We start from the raw sequence: 15,853 nt of genomic DNA on the forward strand, positions 1-15,853 counted from the left end.
TAGCCAAATGGAATATCTAGAAAATGAAAAAGAGTTATTAGAAATAAACCGAGTCATTACAATTAAGAATGCTGAATATCAACTTATTAAGAGTCAAGAGAAAAAACTAAATGAAAATTTAGATAATTTGGAGAAGCAGAAAAAATTAGAATGGCATGATAAATATAAACAGTATGAAAGTGAACTATTAATTTATAGCCAAAATCTTAATCATGCCCAAAAACGACAACAGCTAAAAATCGTCCGTTCTCCCGTTGCTGGTACTGTACAACAAATCACAAATTACACACTTGGCAGTATCTTACAACCATCACAACAAGTGATGACGATAATCCCTGATAATCAGCACAATATAGCAGAAGTTAATATTCTCAATAAAGATATTGGTTTTATTCATGTAGGGCAAAAAGCAATGATAAAAATAGATGCTTTTCCTTACACTCGTTATGGCACCTTAGAAGGAAATATAACTAATATCGCCAGAGATTCCGTTCAACATGAACAGCTAGGTTTAGTTTATCCCGCAACAATTGAACTAAATACGCAAATGATAGAAAGCAATAATCAACAATATAACCTTGCTCCAGGAATGTCTTTAATCGCTGAAATTATTATCGATAGACGTCGTGTTATTGACTATTTCTTAAGCCCAATAGAAGTTTACCGTCATAACGCACTAACAGAAAAATAATAAGATGCTGAATATCATGAATAATATTAATTTAGAGAAAGAAAAAAATATCACTCATCAATTATTGATGGACTAATTTATTTTTCAAAAACACAAAGTGGAAAGATAAAAAAAGAGCAAGTTATTCATTTTCTGGGTAAAGAAGATCATCTTAATAAATGGGATATTCTTGAAGCCATTAAACTTTTAGAATTAAAAGGTGATTTCTGCTTATTCGATTATAATGAGCATCTTATTATAGATACCCTTATAGAAATAAATGATTCTTGGTATATATTAAAAAAAATAAAAGAAAAAACATTAATTATTATAAATCCTAAAAATAATATAAAAACCGAACATATCATTGATAAAGAAAAAAGCTTAATACATTACAACTTATTGCTAAAGAGCCCTCTTCATCATTATCAAAATTTAATCTAAATTGGTTTATTCCTTCTATACTAAAGCAGAAAAAATCATTATTCCTGTTTTTTATTTTATCTTGTTGCATTCAACTTTTTGCTCTAGTGAATCCCATTATTTTTGAAAAATTTATCGATACCGTTTTAACGGGGAGAAATTTATCTAATTTACATCTATTTGGCTGTCTATTCGTCTTAATTGCTATCACGGAACCCATATATCTTTTTTTGCGAGATAAGTTATATGCATTTATATCTTGTCAATTAAGTGCTGAATTTTCAGGAAAAGCGTATCAACATCTCGTCCGCTTACCGAGTCATTTTTTTACTCAACGCCCATCTGGACAAATCATTGCTCGTATACAAGAGCTTTCACATATCAGACAATTTATTACTGGTTCAGCATTGATGATGGTGCTTGATCTTATTTTTATTGCTGTGTTTATCTTTGTGATGTTTATTTATTCATCAACCTTAACGTGGATAACATTAAGTTCTTTAGTTCTTTAGTTCTTTATTTTATATTTTGGCTTATTCTAGGACCTATCATTCGTTATTGGGTAAAGCAAGAATATCAAACCAACGCAGATAATATTAGTCTACTGACAGAAGCGATAAATGGCATAGAAACCATTAAAGTGACGGCGACAGAAAATCATTTTATAGAAAAGTGGCAATACAAGTTGACCGATCACATCAATAAACGTTTTTCAGGTGCTAAAAAAGCGTTATTCGCTCAGCAATTTATTTTTATTATTCATAAGATCACTACTGCAATTATTTTATGGCAAGGCGTCAATTTCATTATTAATGCACAAATGACCGTAGGTGAACTTATCGCGTTTAATTTATTTGCCGCCCATATTACACAACCTATTTTACGTTTAGCGCAATGTTGGCAAGATTTTCAACAAACATCCATTTCTTTGCGCCGTATTGGTGATATTTTAAGTAATCCCACAGAACACCAATACCAAGGATTAGCTACCGTTCCTAAAATAACAGGGAGCATTACTTTTTCAAATGCCTATTTTCGTTACACAGACAAGACACCTGATGTTATTGAGTCACTTTCTTTATCTATTCCAGCAGGGAAATTTATTGGTATTACAGGGCGTTCTGGCTCAGGAAAAAGTACTCTTACTCGCTTAATTCAACGTTTCTATACGCCCCAACAAGGAAAAATTTATATTGATGGCATGGATTTAGCTATCGCTGATCCTTTATCTCTACGCCAAAGCATGAGTATCGTTTTACAAGAGAGCTTTTTATTTAGTGGCTCTATTTTTGAAAATATTCATTTATCAAAACCGAATGCGAGTGAAGAAGAAATAACAGAAGCGGCTCGACTTGCTGGCGCTTTAGATTTTATTAATCAACTTCCTTTAGGATTTAATACACAAGTAGGAGAAAGAGGCGCTAATTTATCAGGCGGGCAACGCCAGCGTATTGCACTTGCTAGAGCCTTATTAACTAATCCACGTATTCTTATTTTAGATGAAGCAACATCTGCATTAGACTATGAGTCTGAAGCACAAATTTTAGCGAATTTACCTCAAATTTGTAAAAACAGAACCGTAATAAGTATTGCACACCGTCTTAATACATTAGCGCATTCAGATTATATTTATGTAATAGATAAAGGGCAGGTATTAGAAGAAGGCTCTCACTCCCATTTATTAGAAAACCAAGCACTCTATTACCAATTATGGCAGCAACAAATTCAATAAATAAAGATTAAAAGATACAAAAAAGGCTCGATATTTCGAGCCTTCAATATATTACGAATAATTTATTAATAATTAGTAAAGCATACGAGCGCGGATTGTTCCCGGTAATGCTTTGATTTTTTGTAACACTAACTCAGCTTGAGCTTTCGTTTGTGTTGTAATATCGATCACAACATAACCCACGTTACCTGACGTACGTAAATATTGCGCGGCTACGTTGATATTTTCTTCAGTAAACACTTTGTTGATGCTATTCATCATACCTGGGCGGTTTTCATGAATATGCAGTAAACGGTTTACATCGTCGCCGTGGCTTGGCAGTGATACTTCTGGGAAATTAACAGCAGATAATGTAGAGCCGTTATCTGAATATTTCGCTAATTTACCCGCAACTTCATAGCCAATGTTTTCTTGCGCTTCTTGAGTTGAACCACCGATATGTGGTGTTAATATCACATTGTCAAATTTGATAAGTTCAGAAACAAACGGATCGTTAGGATCGTTATTCGCACCCGGCTCTGATGGGAATACGTCAACCGCAGCACCAGATAAATGTTTTGATTCTAACGCTTGAGCCAATGCAGGAATATCAACCACCGTACCACGAGAAGCGTTGACAAGAATTGCTCCCGGCTTCATGCGCTGAATTTCTTCATGTCCAATCATATTCTTGGTTGATGGTGTTTCTGGCACATGTAAGCTGACAATATCACACATATTCAACAGTTCAGAGAGATGACGAATTTGCGTTGCATTACCTAATGGCAGTTTGTTTTCAATATCATAGAAATAAACATCTAAACCCACACTTTCGGCTAAAATACCTAATTGTGTGCCAATGTGACCATAACCAATAATACCCAGTTTTTTACCTCGTGCTTCAAAACAGCCTTTGGCTTGTTTATCCCAAACACCACGATGGGCTTTCGCATTGGCTTCAGGAATACGACGCAATAATAACAGTAATTCGCCAAGCACCATCTCAGCCACGGAACGGGTGTTTGAGAAAGGTGCGTTGAAAACAGGAATACCACGACGGGCAGCAGCCTCTAAATCAACCTGATTGGTACCAATACAAAAGCACCCCACTGCAACTAATTTTTCAGCCGCAGCAAAAATCTCTTCCGTTAAATGAGTGCGGGAACGAAGACCAACAAAACGTGCATCACGGATAGCTTCTTTTAATTCTTCGTCCGATAATGCACCTTTGTGATATTCAATATTGGTATAACCCGCAGCTCTTAAATTTTCTACTGCACTTTGGTGCACACCTTCGAGGAGTAGAAACTTTATTTTTTCTTTTTCCAAAGATACTTTGACCATTTACCCTGCCCTATCGTTATTACATTTAATGAAAAACAAAATCCTGTCTCAACAACATAACAAAAATAGATTTTGTGGCAATACAACCGATTGCTGTGATGACAGAATAAGCGGTAAAGAAAGCGATTTTCTACCGAGTAAAATGATTTTGACTTTGAAAATGGCAGGATTTTAAAGAGAGATATAACTGTCGTGTGATATATATCACTGAATTTGCAGTTTCTAAAATAATTTAAAAAATAGGTAGCCATCGCTACCTATCTTAAAAAGAATTACTTAATGGTTTTCACACCTTCAGAGGTACCCATTAAAACAACATTCGCACCACGGTTAGCAAATAATCCTACGGTTACAACACCTGGAATACTGTTAATTTTGTTTTCCAGTTCAATAGGATTAAGAATAGTTAAGTTATGAACGTCTAAAATAACGTTACCGTTATCCGTTACCACATTTTCACGATATTCAGGTAAACCACCCAGTTTGACCAATTCACGAGCAACATAAGAGCGCGCCATTGGAATGACTTCTACTGGTAGTGGGAATTTACCTAATACGTCGACTTGTTTAGATTCATCAACAATACAGATAAATGTTTTCGCTACACCTGCGATAATTTTTTCACGGGTTAATGCTGCTCCGCCACCTTTGATCATTTGCATGTGATGGTTAATTTCATCAGCACCATCAACATAAATGTCTAAAGAGTCAACTTCATTACAATCAAAAACAGGAATGCCGTAACTTTTTAATTTTGCAGTTGATGCTTCTGAACTTGAAACAGTGCCTTCGATTTGACCTTTCATTGTTGCTAATGCATCAATAAAGTGAGAAGCCGTAGAGCCAGTACCGACACCCACAATCGTGCCTGGTTTTACATATTCAAGCGCCGCCCAACCTACTGCTTTTTTCAATTCATCCTGAGTCATTTAAAAAACCTTATTTATCACGTTAATGGACTAAGAATAGCATATCGCATTCAAAACTAGCACGAGACACATCAAAAACTGAGAAGCAACATTTTAACTCATTACAACGAAAAATATGGCATAGTAAGCAATAGAATATAAAATCGAAGAGAGTCTGTTAATGAAACGCCCTGATTATCGAGCATTGCAAGCCCTTGATGCCGTCATTCGAGAACGTGGCTTTGAAAGAGCCGCGCAAAAGTTATGTATTACACAATCTGCCGTTTCACAGCGTATCAAACAATTAGAAAACTTATTCGGGCAACCGCTATTAGTCAGAACTGTTCCACCTCAACCCACTGAGCAAGGACAAAAATTATTAGCGCTATTGCATCAAGTAGAATTACTTGAAGAACAATGGTTAGGTGATGAAAATAGCGGTTCTACGCCTCTTTTACTCTCTTTGGCGGTGAATGCTGACAGTTTAGCAACATGGTTATTGCCCGCTTTACATCCCGTCTTAACGCAACTGCCTATTCGTCTCAATATTCAAGTGGAAGATGAAACTCGCACTCAAGAACGATTAAGACGAGGCGAAGTCGTTGGTGCAATTAGTATTCAGCCACAAGCACTGCCAAGTTGCCTTGTCGATCAATTAGGCGCTCTCGATTACCTATTCGTTGCTTCTCCTGACTTTGCTCAACGCTACTTTTCCAATGGCGTAACAAAATCTTCGTTATTAAAAGCGCCAGCAGTCGCATTTGACCATCTTGATGATATGCATCAGGCATTTTTACAACAAAATTTCGGCTTATCACCCGGTAGTGTGCCGTGTCATATTGTGAACTCATCTGAAGCCTTTGTGCAATTAGCTAAACAAGGTTCAACCTGTTGTATGATCCCTCATCTGCAAATTGCTAATGAACTAAAAAGCGGGGAATTGGTTGATTTAACGCCAGGGCTTTGCCAGCGACGTATGCTTTATTGGCACCGATTTGCGCCAGAAAGTAGAACCATGAGAAAAGTGACAGACGCACTCATTGATTTTGGCCGTAAAGTTTTAAAACAGGATGAAGAGTAATACGCTATTTCATCTTATTAACACAAAAAATAGGCTTCATATTGAAGCCTATTTGTTTTTATCACCACATGATTATTTAGTGCGTTTTAATTCAAAAACCACATCAACATAATCTTTAAACTCAATGCTTTGCTGTTCATAGGTTTCTTGCACAGCAGCAGGTGCTTGTGCTTTTAATGCCATTGCATCCATGCGCACTTGTGCGATTGGATAAGGTGTGGCTTCTGGCGCACGATAGCTCACGCTATAAACAGCACCTAAATCTGCACCGAAACCTTTTGCTACTGACGTTGCTTGATCAATTGCATTTTTAATCGCAACTTCTCGTGCTTTTGTTTTGTATTGTTCTGGATTATTGACACCAAATTCAACGTTATTAATCTCATTTAAACCAGCTGCTAATGCGCCATCAAACAACGTATTAAGCTGTTCTAATTTCTTAATTTTAACATTAACAGTACGTGTTGCGGTATAACCATTAATCACTGAACGCTCTGCTTTTTTATCGTACTCATAGTTTGGTTGAGTACGGATATTAGCAGCATCAATATCTTCTTTAACAACACCATTTTCTTTTAAGAAGGCAAAATATTTTGCAACACGCTCATCAACTTGTTTCTTAGCCTGAGCTGCATCTTTTGCTCTTTCGTTAACCTGAATATTTAATGTTGCCATATCAGGAGCGGCTTTAATTGTCGCATTACCCGATGTTGTGATATGAGGCCCTTCTGGCTCAGACGCCGCTAATGCAAAAGAAGGTAATCCCAGCGTAAACACGGATGCTAATACAATTGCTTTTAATTTCACAAAAACCCCCGACATAATAAAATTTAAGACCATCTTTTATGGCTAAGAAGCACCTTAGCATATCTGATGTAAAGTTCTTTAAGATTAAAAGAGTGTTTTCCATCCTTGTGCAGCTAATTGAATAGCAATAAACCACATTATACATCCTACAAACAGATTAATAATACGTTGAGCGCGCGCTTTGCTTAATATTGGGGAAAACCAAGCTGCCAAGAGTGATAACGCAAAAAACCAGCTTATAGAGGCAAATACCGCACCAAATGTAAACCAAGGACGAAGTTCTGACGTTAATTGCCCGCCAATACTACCTATCACAACAAAAGTATCTAAATAAACATGAGGATTAAGCCATGTTACGGCAACTAATGTTACGATCACACGCCAACGGCTTTTTACCTGATTTTCGCTTTGTGACAATTCAATATCTTTTGAAAAAGCAGTTTTAAATGCATTCCAGCCATACCATAATAAGAACGCGACTCCACCCCAAGTGATCAGTAATAAAAGTATTTCTGATTGGCTAAGTAGAGCACTTCCACCAAAGACACCTGCCGAGATCAAAATAACATCACTTAAAGCGCATAAAAATGCACTCATCAAATGAAACTGCTTTTTACTTCCTTGTTGTAAAACAAAGGCATTCTGAGCCCCTATTGGTAAAATCATTGCTGTACTTAATAAAAACCCCTGAAAAAAAGTTGTGAACATGCAAAATATCCTAATAATTATTCGTTTAATATTGGATGAATAATAGAGGGGTTTTGATATTAGAGGAAATGAATCATTCTTATTGATAATAAGAAAAACTAATGGCAATAAATACAAAAAAGCCACGTTATTAACGTGGCTCTAAATCATCTATTTTAGTGTGACTATTCTGCTTTAGTCGTCGCACTTTGTATTTGATGCATATAGACATCCATTTGTGGGAATGGAATACCAATTTTATTCGCATCCAATGTACGTTTAAAGTCTTCCATTAAGTCCCAATAGACAGGCCACGCATCATCATTTTTTGTCCACACTCGTACCACAAAATTTAATGAAGACGGTGCCATTTCATGTAAACGGATAGTCACGCCTTTATCATGTTGAATACGTTTGTCTTTAGCAACGACATCACCTAATACTTTTTTTACCGTATCAATGTCAGCATCATACGCTACACCAACAATGATTTGAGTGCGGCGATCAGGCTCTCTCGTTAAGTTAATCACTTCGCTACTGATTATCTTACTATTTGGGATAACAATAATTCTGTCATCTGCTGAGCGCAAAGTCGTTGAGAAAATTTGGACATCTCTAACGGTACCTTCCACAGCCCCTATAATCACATATTCGCCTGCACGAATTGGGCGGAAAATAACAATAAGCACACCAGCAGCAAAGTTTGAAAGTGAGCCTTGTAAAGCTAAACCAACCGCTAAACCAGCCGCACCTAATACAGCAATAACAGAAGCCGTTTGTACACCTAATCGGCCTAATACTGCAATTAAAGTGAAAGCGACAACGGTATAACGCACTAAAACAGATAAGAATGTCACGACAGTAGCATCGATATGACGTAACGTTAAAACTCTAGCAACACCTTTTCCAATCATTTTTGCCACAAATAAACCTATAAATAGGATCAAAAATGCGGCAACAATATTGACTGCATACTGAATAAAGAGATCTTGATTGGCGACAAACCAACCCGTTGCTTCATCTAAACTAGCAGGTAATTCATTCATTAGACCACCTTTTAAACTTAAAAACGTAATAAAAAGAAGAGTAATTCAATAGTATATTGTGGCAGATTTATTCCAAAAATATATAGGATTTGTTAATTTTTTCTATTTTCCAGAATAAATAACCGGTATTTTTGTAGCATAGTAGCGAAATCATCTAGCCCACAAAAAGCAATACTCTCGTTATCGTAATAACTCATGCCCTCTTCCATTTCATCTGTTTCAAAATGTAATGTATTTGCTCTTACCATTACTTCTTCGTCATCAATAGAAAGGCTGTATTCTTTACCGATTAATTCCCACTGTCTTTCACTACCTTTAATACCTTCCATTTCTTCAAGAATTTGATCTATCAGACTAATATCGCCCTGAATTTCATCATTCAGCCAATAGCCTATTGCTTCATGATCCATCGAAAAACGGGCTAGTATACCGCCAGTGAGATCTCGCTGAAATTCATAATCCATGGTGTACGCCCCTTATTAAGCTGCCACTTTTTGATAAAAAATATCTTATTCTTATTATGACAAAAATAACAAAAAACGGGAGGCATTTGCCTCCCGTTTGTTCATATAAAATACTTTAAAGCAATAAATTAATCGTTATACCGTTGTTTGGAAAATAACTTGGTCTGCTTTATCTGTATATTGCTCTAGTTGGTCAAAGTTTAAATAGCGATAAGTATCTTCTGCAGTTTCATCCACTTTACTCATAAAGTCCAGATACTCTTGTGGCTCAGGTAAACGACCTAATAATGACGCAACTGCGGCAAGCTCCGCAGAAGCAAGATACACATTCGCACCTGTACCTAAACGATTAGGGAAGTTACGTGTCGATGTTGAAACCACTGTTGCACCATCAGCAACGCGTGCTTGGTTACCCATACACAATGAACAACCCGGTACTTCGATACGCGCACCACTCTTACCAAAGACGCTGTAATAGCCTTCTTCCGTTAATTGTGCTGCATCCATTTTTGTTGGTGGTGCAACCCATAAACGTGTTGGTAATTGACCTTTATGCTGATCAAGCAGTTTACCCGCAGCACGGAAGTGGCCAATATTGGTCATACAAGAACCAATAAATACTTCATCAATTTTGCTGTTTGCCACTTCTGAGAGCAGACGTGCATCATCAGGATCATTCGGCGCACATAAAATTGGCTCTTTGATCTCATTTAAATCGATTTCGATAACAGCCGCATATTCTGCATCTGCATCAGCTTCAAGTAATTGAGGATCTTTCAGCCAGTTTTCCATTGATGTAATACGACGTTCAATAGTACGGCGGTCGCCATAACCTTCAGCAATCATCCATTTCAGTAAGATGATATTAGATTGCAGATATTCAATGATAGGCGCTTTATCCAGTTTAATCGTACAACCTGCTGCTGAGCGCTCTGCTGATGCGTCAGCAAGCTCAAATGCCTGTTCTACTTTAAGCTCTGGTAAGCCTTCAATCTCAAGAATACGACCAGAGAAAATATTTTTCTTACCTTTTTTCTCAACTGTCAGTAAACCGTCTTGGATCGCGTAATAAGGAATAGCATGAACTAAATCACGCAGTGTCACACCCGGTTGCATTTCACCTTTAAAACGTACCAGAACAGATTCTGGCATATCTAATGGCATTACTCCTGTTGCCGCAGCAAAAGCCACTAAGCCTGAACCTGCTGGAAATGAGATACCAATAGGGAAACGAGTATGTGAGTCACCGCCTGTACCAACAGTATCAGGCAGTAACATGCGGTTTAACCATGAGTGGATAATACCGTCACCAGGACGCAGTGAAACTCCGCCACGGTTCATAATAAAATCAGGTAAGGTGTGATGTGTTGTAACATCTACTGGTTTTGGATAGGCCGCGGTATGACAGAATGATTGCATCACTAAATCAGCAGAGAAACCAAGACACGCCAAGTCTTTTAGCTCATCACGGGTCATTGGACCTGTAGTATCTTGTGAACCCACAGAGGTCATTTTTGGCTCGCAATATTCGCCAGGGCGAATACCTGTACGACCACAAGCACGACCGACCATTTTCTGTGCTAAAGAGAATCCACGGTTGCTTTCTTCAACAGGTTTAGCATGACGGAACAATGTGCTAACCGGTAAACCTAGCGATTCACGCGCTTTTGACGTTAATCCACGACCAATGATCAATGGAATACGACCACCAGCACGCACTTCATCAATTAATACTTCAGTTTTCAGCTCAAAGGTTTCCAGTAACTCATTCGTTTCATGGTTACGAATTTCACCTTTGTATGGGTAAATATCAATAATATCACCCATATTTAATTTAGAAACATCGACTTCGATTGGGAGTGCTCCCGCATCTTCCATAGTATTAAAGAAGATAGGCGCGATTTTGCCGCCAAGAACAACACCACCACCTCGTTTATTAGGAACGAACGGAATGTCGTCTCCCATAAACCAGAGTACAGAGTTAGTTGCTGATTTACGTGATGAGCCAGTCCCAACAACATCACCAACATAAGCCAGTGGGAAGCCTTTCTTATTTAATGCTTCAATTTGTTTAATTGGGCCTACACTACCCGGCTGGTCAGGCTCAATGCCTTCGCGCGCATTTTTCAACATTGCTAAAGCATGTAATGGGATATCAGGGCGGGACCAAGCATCAGGTGCTGGAGATAAGTCATCGGTATTAGTTTCACCAGTGACTTTAAATACGGTAACAGTAATTTTTTCCGCTAATGCAGGGCGCTCAGTAAACCACTGTGCATCAGCCCAAGATTGCATAATTTGCTTAGCATAAACGTTGCCTGCTTTTGCTTTTTCCTCAACATCATAGAAGTTATCAAACATCAGTAATGTGTGAGAAAGCGCTTTGGCTGCAATTGGTGCTAACTTATCATTTTCCAGAGACTCAATTAATGCATGGATATTATAGCCACCTTGCATTGTGCCTAATAATTCAACAGCTTTTTCTGGTGTGATAAGAGGTGATGTGGTTTCGCCTTTCGCGAGGGCAGTTAAAAAGCCCGCCTTAACATAGGCAGCTTCATCAACTCCGGGTGGAACGCGGTTAACAATTAAATCAAGAAGAAATTCTTCTTCACCTTTAGGGGGATTTTTTAATAGCTCAACAAGTGCGGCTGTTTGTGTGGCATCGAGAGGTTTTGGAACGACACCTTCAGCTGCACGCTCTGCTACGTGCTTACGGTATTCTTCTAGCACGACTGTCTCCTCGCTTCTTTGTCATTTTGTATAACCCGGCTGTCTGCACCCTGTCTGTTGAAGGATGCCAGGTCAGAGGATCTTTTGCTCGCATAAAACATAAGAGATTGTAAAATTATGCCCAGCTAAGGGCTATCAGCATAGCAAATCTTCAACACGATGTTAATTCGTTCACATAAAAGTAACATTAATCAGATTCAAATATCCACTTATTCAGATTAAAACACTTAAACAAAATATATAACAGAGACTTTTAACCAAGATTTGGGTTAATAACCACACTTTTTATAGTTTTTTTAATGCCCAAATTAGCACTAAAGTGAAATTAACGGTTAAATAAACGACTAATGCACATAATAATCGATATGAGTCTTCACAAAACAGTCATATTCTAAATAGAAACCATAAAAAAAGAGCCAAGTTCTATAAAGAACTTAGCCCTTATCATTTAAACAACTTTAGTAAACTGTTTTCAGTAAACGAGTCGCTTATTTTTTCTTTTTCGCTTTTGGATTTGGCAGGTCAGTGATACTACCTTCAAATACTTCCGCAGCCATACCAATTGATTCGTATAACGTTGGGTGAGCGTGGATAGTTAATGCGATATCTTCAGCATCACAACCCATTTCAATTGCCAGACCGATTTCACCTAACAGTTCACCACCGTTAGAACCAACAATTGCACCACCGATAACACGGTTAGTTTCTTTGTCGAAAATCAGTTTAGTCATACCATCAGCACAATCTGATGCGATTGCACGGCCTGATGCCGCCCAAGGGAAAGAAGCCACTTCATAGCTAACACCTTTCTCTTTCGCTTCTTTTTCAGTCATACCAACCCATGCAACTTCTGGTTCAGTATAAGCGATTGATGGAATAACTTTAGGATCGAAGTAATGTTTCTTACCAGAGATAACTTCTGCTGCAACGTGACCTTCATGGACACCTTTGTGAGCCAGCATTGGTTGACCAACGATGTCACCGATAGCAAAGATGTGAGGTACGTTAGTACGCATTTGTTTATCAACATGGATAAAGCCACGATCATCAACTTCGATACCTGCTTTACCCGCGTCTAACAGTTTACCGTTAGGTACACGACCGATAGCAACTAATACTGCATCGTAACGTTGTGGTTCTGCTGGGGCTTTTTTGCCTTCCATTGTTACGTAGATGCCATCTTCTTTTGCTTCAACCGCAGTTACTTTGGTTTCTAGCATCAGGTTAAATTTCTTGCTGATACGTTTGGTAAATACTTTAACCACGTCTTTATCAGCAGCAGGAATAACCTGATCAAACATTTCAACTACGTCAATCTGAGAACCCAGAGAGTGATAAACCGTTCCCATTTCCAGACCGATGATACCGCCACCCATAACCAGTAAACGCTCTGGTACGGTTTTCAGTTGCAGTGCATCTGTTGAGTCCCATACACGAGGATCTTCATGTGGAATGAATGGTAATTCGATTGGACGTGAGCCGGCAGCAACGATTGCATTGTCAAAAGTGATGGTAGTTGCACCTTCAGCACCTTCAACAGACAATGTGTGAGAACCAGTGAATCGTGCTTCGCCATTAACGACAGTAACTTTACGGCCTTTAGCCATGCCCGCTAAGCCACCCGTTAACTGAGAGATAACTTTATCTTTCCAGATGCGAATTTTGTCGATATCTGTTTTTGGTGCGTCAAATACAACACCGTGTTCAGACAATGCTTTCGCTTCTTCGATAACTTTAGCAACGTGGAGTAACGCTTTAGAAGGGATACAACCCACGTTCAGACAAACACCACCTAAAGTAGAGTGACGTTCAACTAAAACTGTTTCTAAACCTAAGTCAGCGCAACGGAACGCCGCGGAATATCCCGCAGGGCCTGCACCGAGAACCACTACCTGTGCTTTAATTTCAGTACTCATCGTGACCTCATTATTTATTTGTCCGGCGAGTCAGACGATAATCCATATTTAACACCGAGACTTACATACCGCATGCAGTTTACAGAAATGTTAATAAACTGAAAAGCGCTCTAACATGACGGATCTCACAACCTAAGATGTATGACTGTAAAACCCATCACTGTAATCAGAGAAACCGGCGCTAAGCACCGGTTTTAAAATTACATTACCAAACGACGTAAATCACTCATGTACTGATTAATCAGAGTGATGAATCGAGCACCGTCAGCACCATCGATCACACGGTGATCGAAAGATAGTGACATTGGTAAAATCAAGCGTGGTACGAATTCTTTACCATTCCATACAGGTTTCATGGAAGAACGGGAAAGTCCCATAATCGCAACTTCTGGTGCGTTAACGATTGGTGCAAAACCGGTAGTACCGATACCACCAAGGCTAGAAATAGTGAAACATCCGCCTTGCATATCTGCTGCTGTCAGTTTACCTGCACGCGCTTTCTTAGAAACTTCAGCTAACTCATAAGACAGTTCGATAATGCCTTTTTTGTTAACATCTTTGAAAACAGGAACAACAAGACCGTTAGGTGTATCTACTGCGATACCGATATTGATGTATTTTTTCAGGATCAGTTTCTGTCCATCTTCAGAGATAGAGCTGTTAAAACGAGGCATATCTGCCAGCGCTTTCGCTGCTGCTTTCATTACGAAGACTAATGGCGTGATCTTAACATCCAGTTTTTTCTTCTCTGCTTCTTTATTTTGCTGCTTACGGAATTCTTCAACCTCAGTAATATCTGCTTCATCAAACAGATTTACGTGAGGGATCATCACCCAGTTACGGCTTAAGTTAGCACCAGAGATCTTCTGGATACGGCTTAATTCAACTTCTTCAATTTCACCAAACTTGCTGAAGTCAACTTTCGGCCAAGGTAACATGCCAGGTAATCCGCCACCTGCATTAGCTGGCGCTGATTCAGCACGTTTAATTAATTCTTTCACGTAAGACTGAACGTCTTCACGTAAGATACGACCTTTACGACCACTACCTTTTACTTTCGCTAAATTCACACCGAATTCGCGCGCTAAGCGACGAATAACTGGTGTTGCATGAACGTAAGCATCATTTTCAACAAACTCTTCTTTCGCAGCTGGCGCAGTCGCTTGTGCTTTAGCCGGTGCTGCTGGTGCAGAACTTGCTGGCGCTGGCGCGGTTGCTGCTGGTGCTTGAGCGACAGGCGCTGCACCGGCAACTTCGAAAGTCATGATCAGTGAGCCAGTTTTCACTTTGTCGCCCACTGCAATTTTGATCTCTTTAACCACACCTGCAAATGGTGCTGGCACTTCCATTGAAGCTTTGTCACCTTCAACTGTGATCAGAGATTGTTCTTCAGAGATGGAATCACCTACTTTCACCATCACTTCAGTAACTTCAACTTCATCACCGCCGATATCTGGAACATTCACTTCTTTCACAGCAGATGCTGCTGGTGCAGATGCCGCTGGAGCTTGTGCTGGTGCCACTTGAGCAACAGGTGCGCTACCTGTAACTTCAAATACCATGATAAGAGAGCCTGTGCTCACTTTATCACCTGTTGCAATTTTAATTTCTTTCACTACGCCAGCAAATGGTGCTGGCACTTCCATTGAAGCTTTGTCGCCTTCAACAGTAATCAGTGATTGTTCTTCAGCAACGCTATCGCCCACTTTTACCATTACTTCAGTAACTTCAACTTCGTCACCGCCGATATCTGGAACGTGAACTTCTTTCAGCGCAGCTGTTGCAGGTGCTGCAGCTGGTGCTGGTGCTGCTTGCGCGGCACCTTCTGCTTCAAAAATCATGATAAGAGAACCCGTTTGGACTTTATCGCCCACGGAAATTTTGATCTCTTTAACAATACCCGCTTGTGGTGATGGGACTTCCATAGACGCTTTATCGCCTTCTACGGTGATTAAGGATTGTTCTTCCTCAATACGGTCACCCACTTTCACCATCACTTCGGTGACTTCAACTTCATCAGCACCGATATCTGGGACTTTAATTTCAATAGACATTCACTTTAC

At 39.1% G+C, this 15,853-nt stretch carries 13 protein-coding genes; 4 read left to right on the forward strand and 9 right to left on the reverse strand.

The features are described 5' to 3' along the window. The first annotated feature begins 7 nt into the window (after positions 1-7). The 3 genes from ACWPWK_RS04830 (at position 8) to ACWPWK_RS04840 (ending at position 2,825) form a co-directional block, all read left to right on the forward strand. Complete coding sequence (locus ACWPWK_RS04830) at positions 8-691, forward strand: HlyD family type I secretion periplasmic adaptor subunit (protein WP_244184995.1); 684 nt, start codon at positions 8-10, stop codon at positions 689-691. Between the two features lie 509 nt (positions 692-1,200). Then, positions 1,201-1,605, forward strand: coding sequence for an ABC transporter transmembrane domain-containing protein (locus ACWPWK_RS04835; RefSeq protein WP_454208428.1), 405 nt, complete (start codon positions 1,201-1,203; stop codon positions 1,603-1,605). After that, on the forward strand, positions 1,575-2,825 hold the full coding sequence (locus ACWPWK_RS04840; RefSeq protein ID WP_454208430.1) for an ATP-binding cassette domain-containing protein: 1,251 nt from the start codon (positions 1,575-1,577) through the stop codon (positions 2,823-2,825). Before ACWPWK_RS04835 ends, ACWPWK_RS04840 begins: the two co-directional genes overlap by 31 nt. Positions 2,826-2,897: 72 nt before the next feature. Here ACWPWK_RS04840 and serA read toward each other — a convergent pair whose 3' ends face one another. Together serA and rpiA are read right to left on the reverse strand one after the other, a co-directional pair. Then, entirely contained in the window at positions 2,898-4,148 is a 1,251-nt protein-coding gene (gene serA, locus ACWPWK_RS04845; protein ID WP_109371094.1) for a phosphoglycerate dehydrogenase, read from the reverse strand. Between the two features lie 272 nt (positions 4,149-4,420). Next, positions 4,421-5,077 (reverse strand): ribose-5-phosphate isomerase RpiA, encoded by a 657-nt coding sequence (rpiA, locus tag ACWPWK_RS04850; RefSeq protein WP_072063358.1) that lies wholly within the window; start codon positions 5,075-5,077, stop codon positions 4,421-4,423. Positions 5,078-5,237: 160 nt separating this feature from the next. Between rpiA and ACWPWK_RS04855 the strand changes: the two genes are divergently transcribed. After that, a complete protein-coding gene (locus ACWPWK_RS04855) occupies positions 5,238-6,137 on the forward strand; it encodes a LysR family transcriptional regulator ArgP (protein WP_088494952.1) in 900 nt (299 codons plus the stop codon). A gap of 72 nt (positions 6,138-6,209) precedes the next feature. Here the strand turns inward: ACWPWK_RS04855 and ACWPWK_RS04860 are convergent, their stop codons facing one another. The 7 genes from ACWPWK_RS04860 to aceF all read right to left on the reverse strand — a co-directional run bounded on the left by ACWPWK_RS04860 (position 6,210) and on the right by aceF (position 15,844). Then, positions 6,210-6,944, reverse strand: a complete 735-nt coding sequence (locus ACWPWK_RS04860; RefSeq protein WP_109371096.1) for an oxidative stress defense protein — start codon at positions 6,942-6,944, stop codon at positions 6,210-6,212. A gap of 84 nt (positions 6,945-7,028) precedes the next feature. Beyond that, on the reverse strand, positions 7,029-7,652 hold the full coding sequence (argO, locus tag ACWPWK_RS04865; RefSeq protein ID WP_109371098.1) for an arginine exporter ArgO: 624 nt from the start codon (positions 7,650-7,652) through the stop codon (positions 7,029-7,031). Positions 7,653-7,816: 164 nt separating this feature from the next. Further along, positions 7,817-8,677 carry a small-conductance mechanosensitive channel MscS gene (mscS, locus tag ACWPWK_RS04870; protein ID WP_109371100.1) on the reverse strand — a complete coding sequence of 287 codons (861 nt, stop codon included), beginning with the start codon at positions 8,675-8,677 and terminating at the stop codon, positions 7,817-7,819. A gap of 92 nt (positions 8,678-8,769) precedes the next feature. After that, positions 8,770-9,141 (reverse strand): YacL family protein, encoded by a 372-nt coding sequence (locus ACWPWK_RS04875; protein WP_100159097.1) that lies wholly within the window; start codon positions 9,139-9,141, stop codon positions 8,770-8,772. A 135-nt stretch (positions 9,142-9,276) separates the two neighbouring features. Next, the gene (acnB, locus tag ACWPWK_RS04880) at positions 9,277-11,874 is read right to left on the reverse strand and encodes a bifunctional aconitate hydratase 2/2-methylisocitrate dehydratase (RefSeq protein ID WP_109371102.1); all 2,598 of its coding nucleotides are present in this window, start codon (positions 11,872-11,874) and stop codon (positions 9,277-9,279) included. Between the two features lie 488 nt (positions 11,875-12,362). Next, positions 12,363-13,790, reverse strand: a complete 1,428-nt coding sequence (lpdA, locus tag ACWPWK_RS04885) for a dihydrolipoyl dehydrogenase (protein WP_109371104.1) — start codon at positions 13,788-13,790, stop codon at positions 12,363-12,365. A 200-nt stretch (positions 13,791-13,990) separates the two neighbouring features. After that, positions 13,991-15,844 carry a pyruvate dehydrogenase complex dihydrolipoyllysine-residue acetyltransferase gene (gene aceF, locus ACWPWK_RS04890; RefSeq protein WP_109371106.1) on the reverse strand — a complete coding sequence of 618 codons (1,854 nt, stop codon included), beginning with the start codon at positions 15,842-15,844 and terminating at the stop codon, positions 13,991-13,993. Positions 15,845-15,853: the final 9 nt, after the last annotated feature.

It is taken from the genome of Proteus sp. Marseille-Q3619, from assembly GCF_965283115.1.

Excerpts from the sequence above, each read along its gene's own strand:
- ACWPWK_RS04830 (WP_244184995.1), top strand. The coding sequence starts at position 8 with ATGGAATATCTAGAAAATGAAAAAGAGTTATTAGAAATAAACCGAGTC.
- serA (WP_109371094.1), bottom strand. The coding sequence starts at position 4,148 with ATGGTCAAAGTATCTTTGGAAAAAGAAAAAATAAAGTTTCTACTCCTC.
- rpiA (WP_072063358.1), bottom strand. The coding sequence starts at position 5,077 with ATGACTCAGGATGAATTGAAAAAAGCAGTAGGTTGGGCGGCGCTTGAA.
- ACWPWK_RS04855 (WP_088494952.1), top strand. The coding sequence starts at position 5,238 with ATGAAACGCCCTGATTATCGAGCATTGCAAGCCCTTGATGCCGTCATT.
- argO (WP_109371098.1), bottom strand. The coding sequence starts at position 7,652 with ATGTTCACAACTTTTTTTCAGGGGTTTTTATTAAGTACAGCAATGATT.
- mscS (WP_109371100.1), bottom strand. The coding sequence starts at position 8,677 with ATGAATGAATTACCTGCTAGTTTAGATGAAGCAACGGGTTGGTTTGTC.
- ACWPWK_RS04875 (WP_100159097.1), bottom strand. The coding sequence starts at position 9,141 with ATGGATTATGAATTTCAGCGAGATCTCACTGGCGGTATACTAGCCCGT.
- lpdA (WP_109371104.1), bottom strand. The coding sequence starts at position 13,790 with ATGAGTACTGAAATTAAAGCACAGGTAGTGGTTCTCGGTGCAGGCCCT.
- aceF (WP_109371106.1), bottom strand. The coding sequence starts at position 15,844 with ATGTCTATTGAAATTAAAGTCCCAGATATCGGTGCTGATGAAGTTGAA.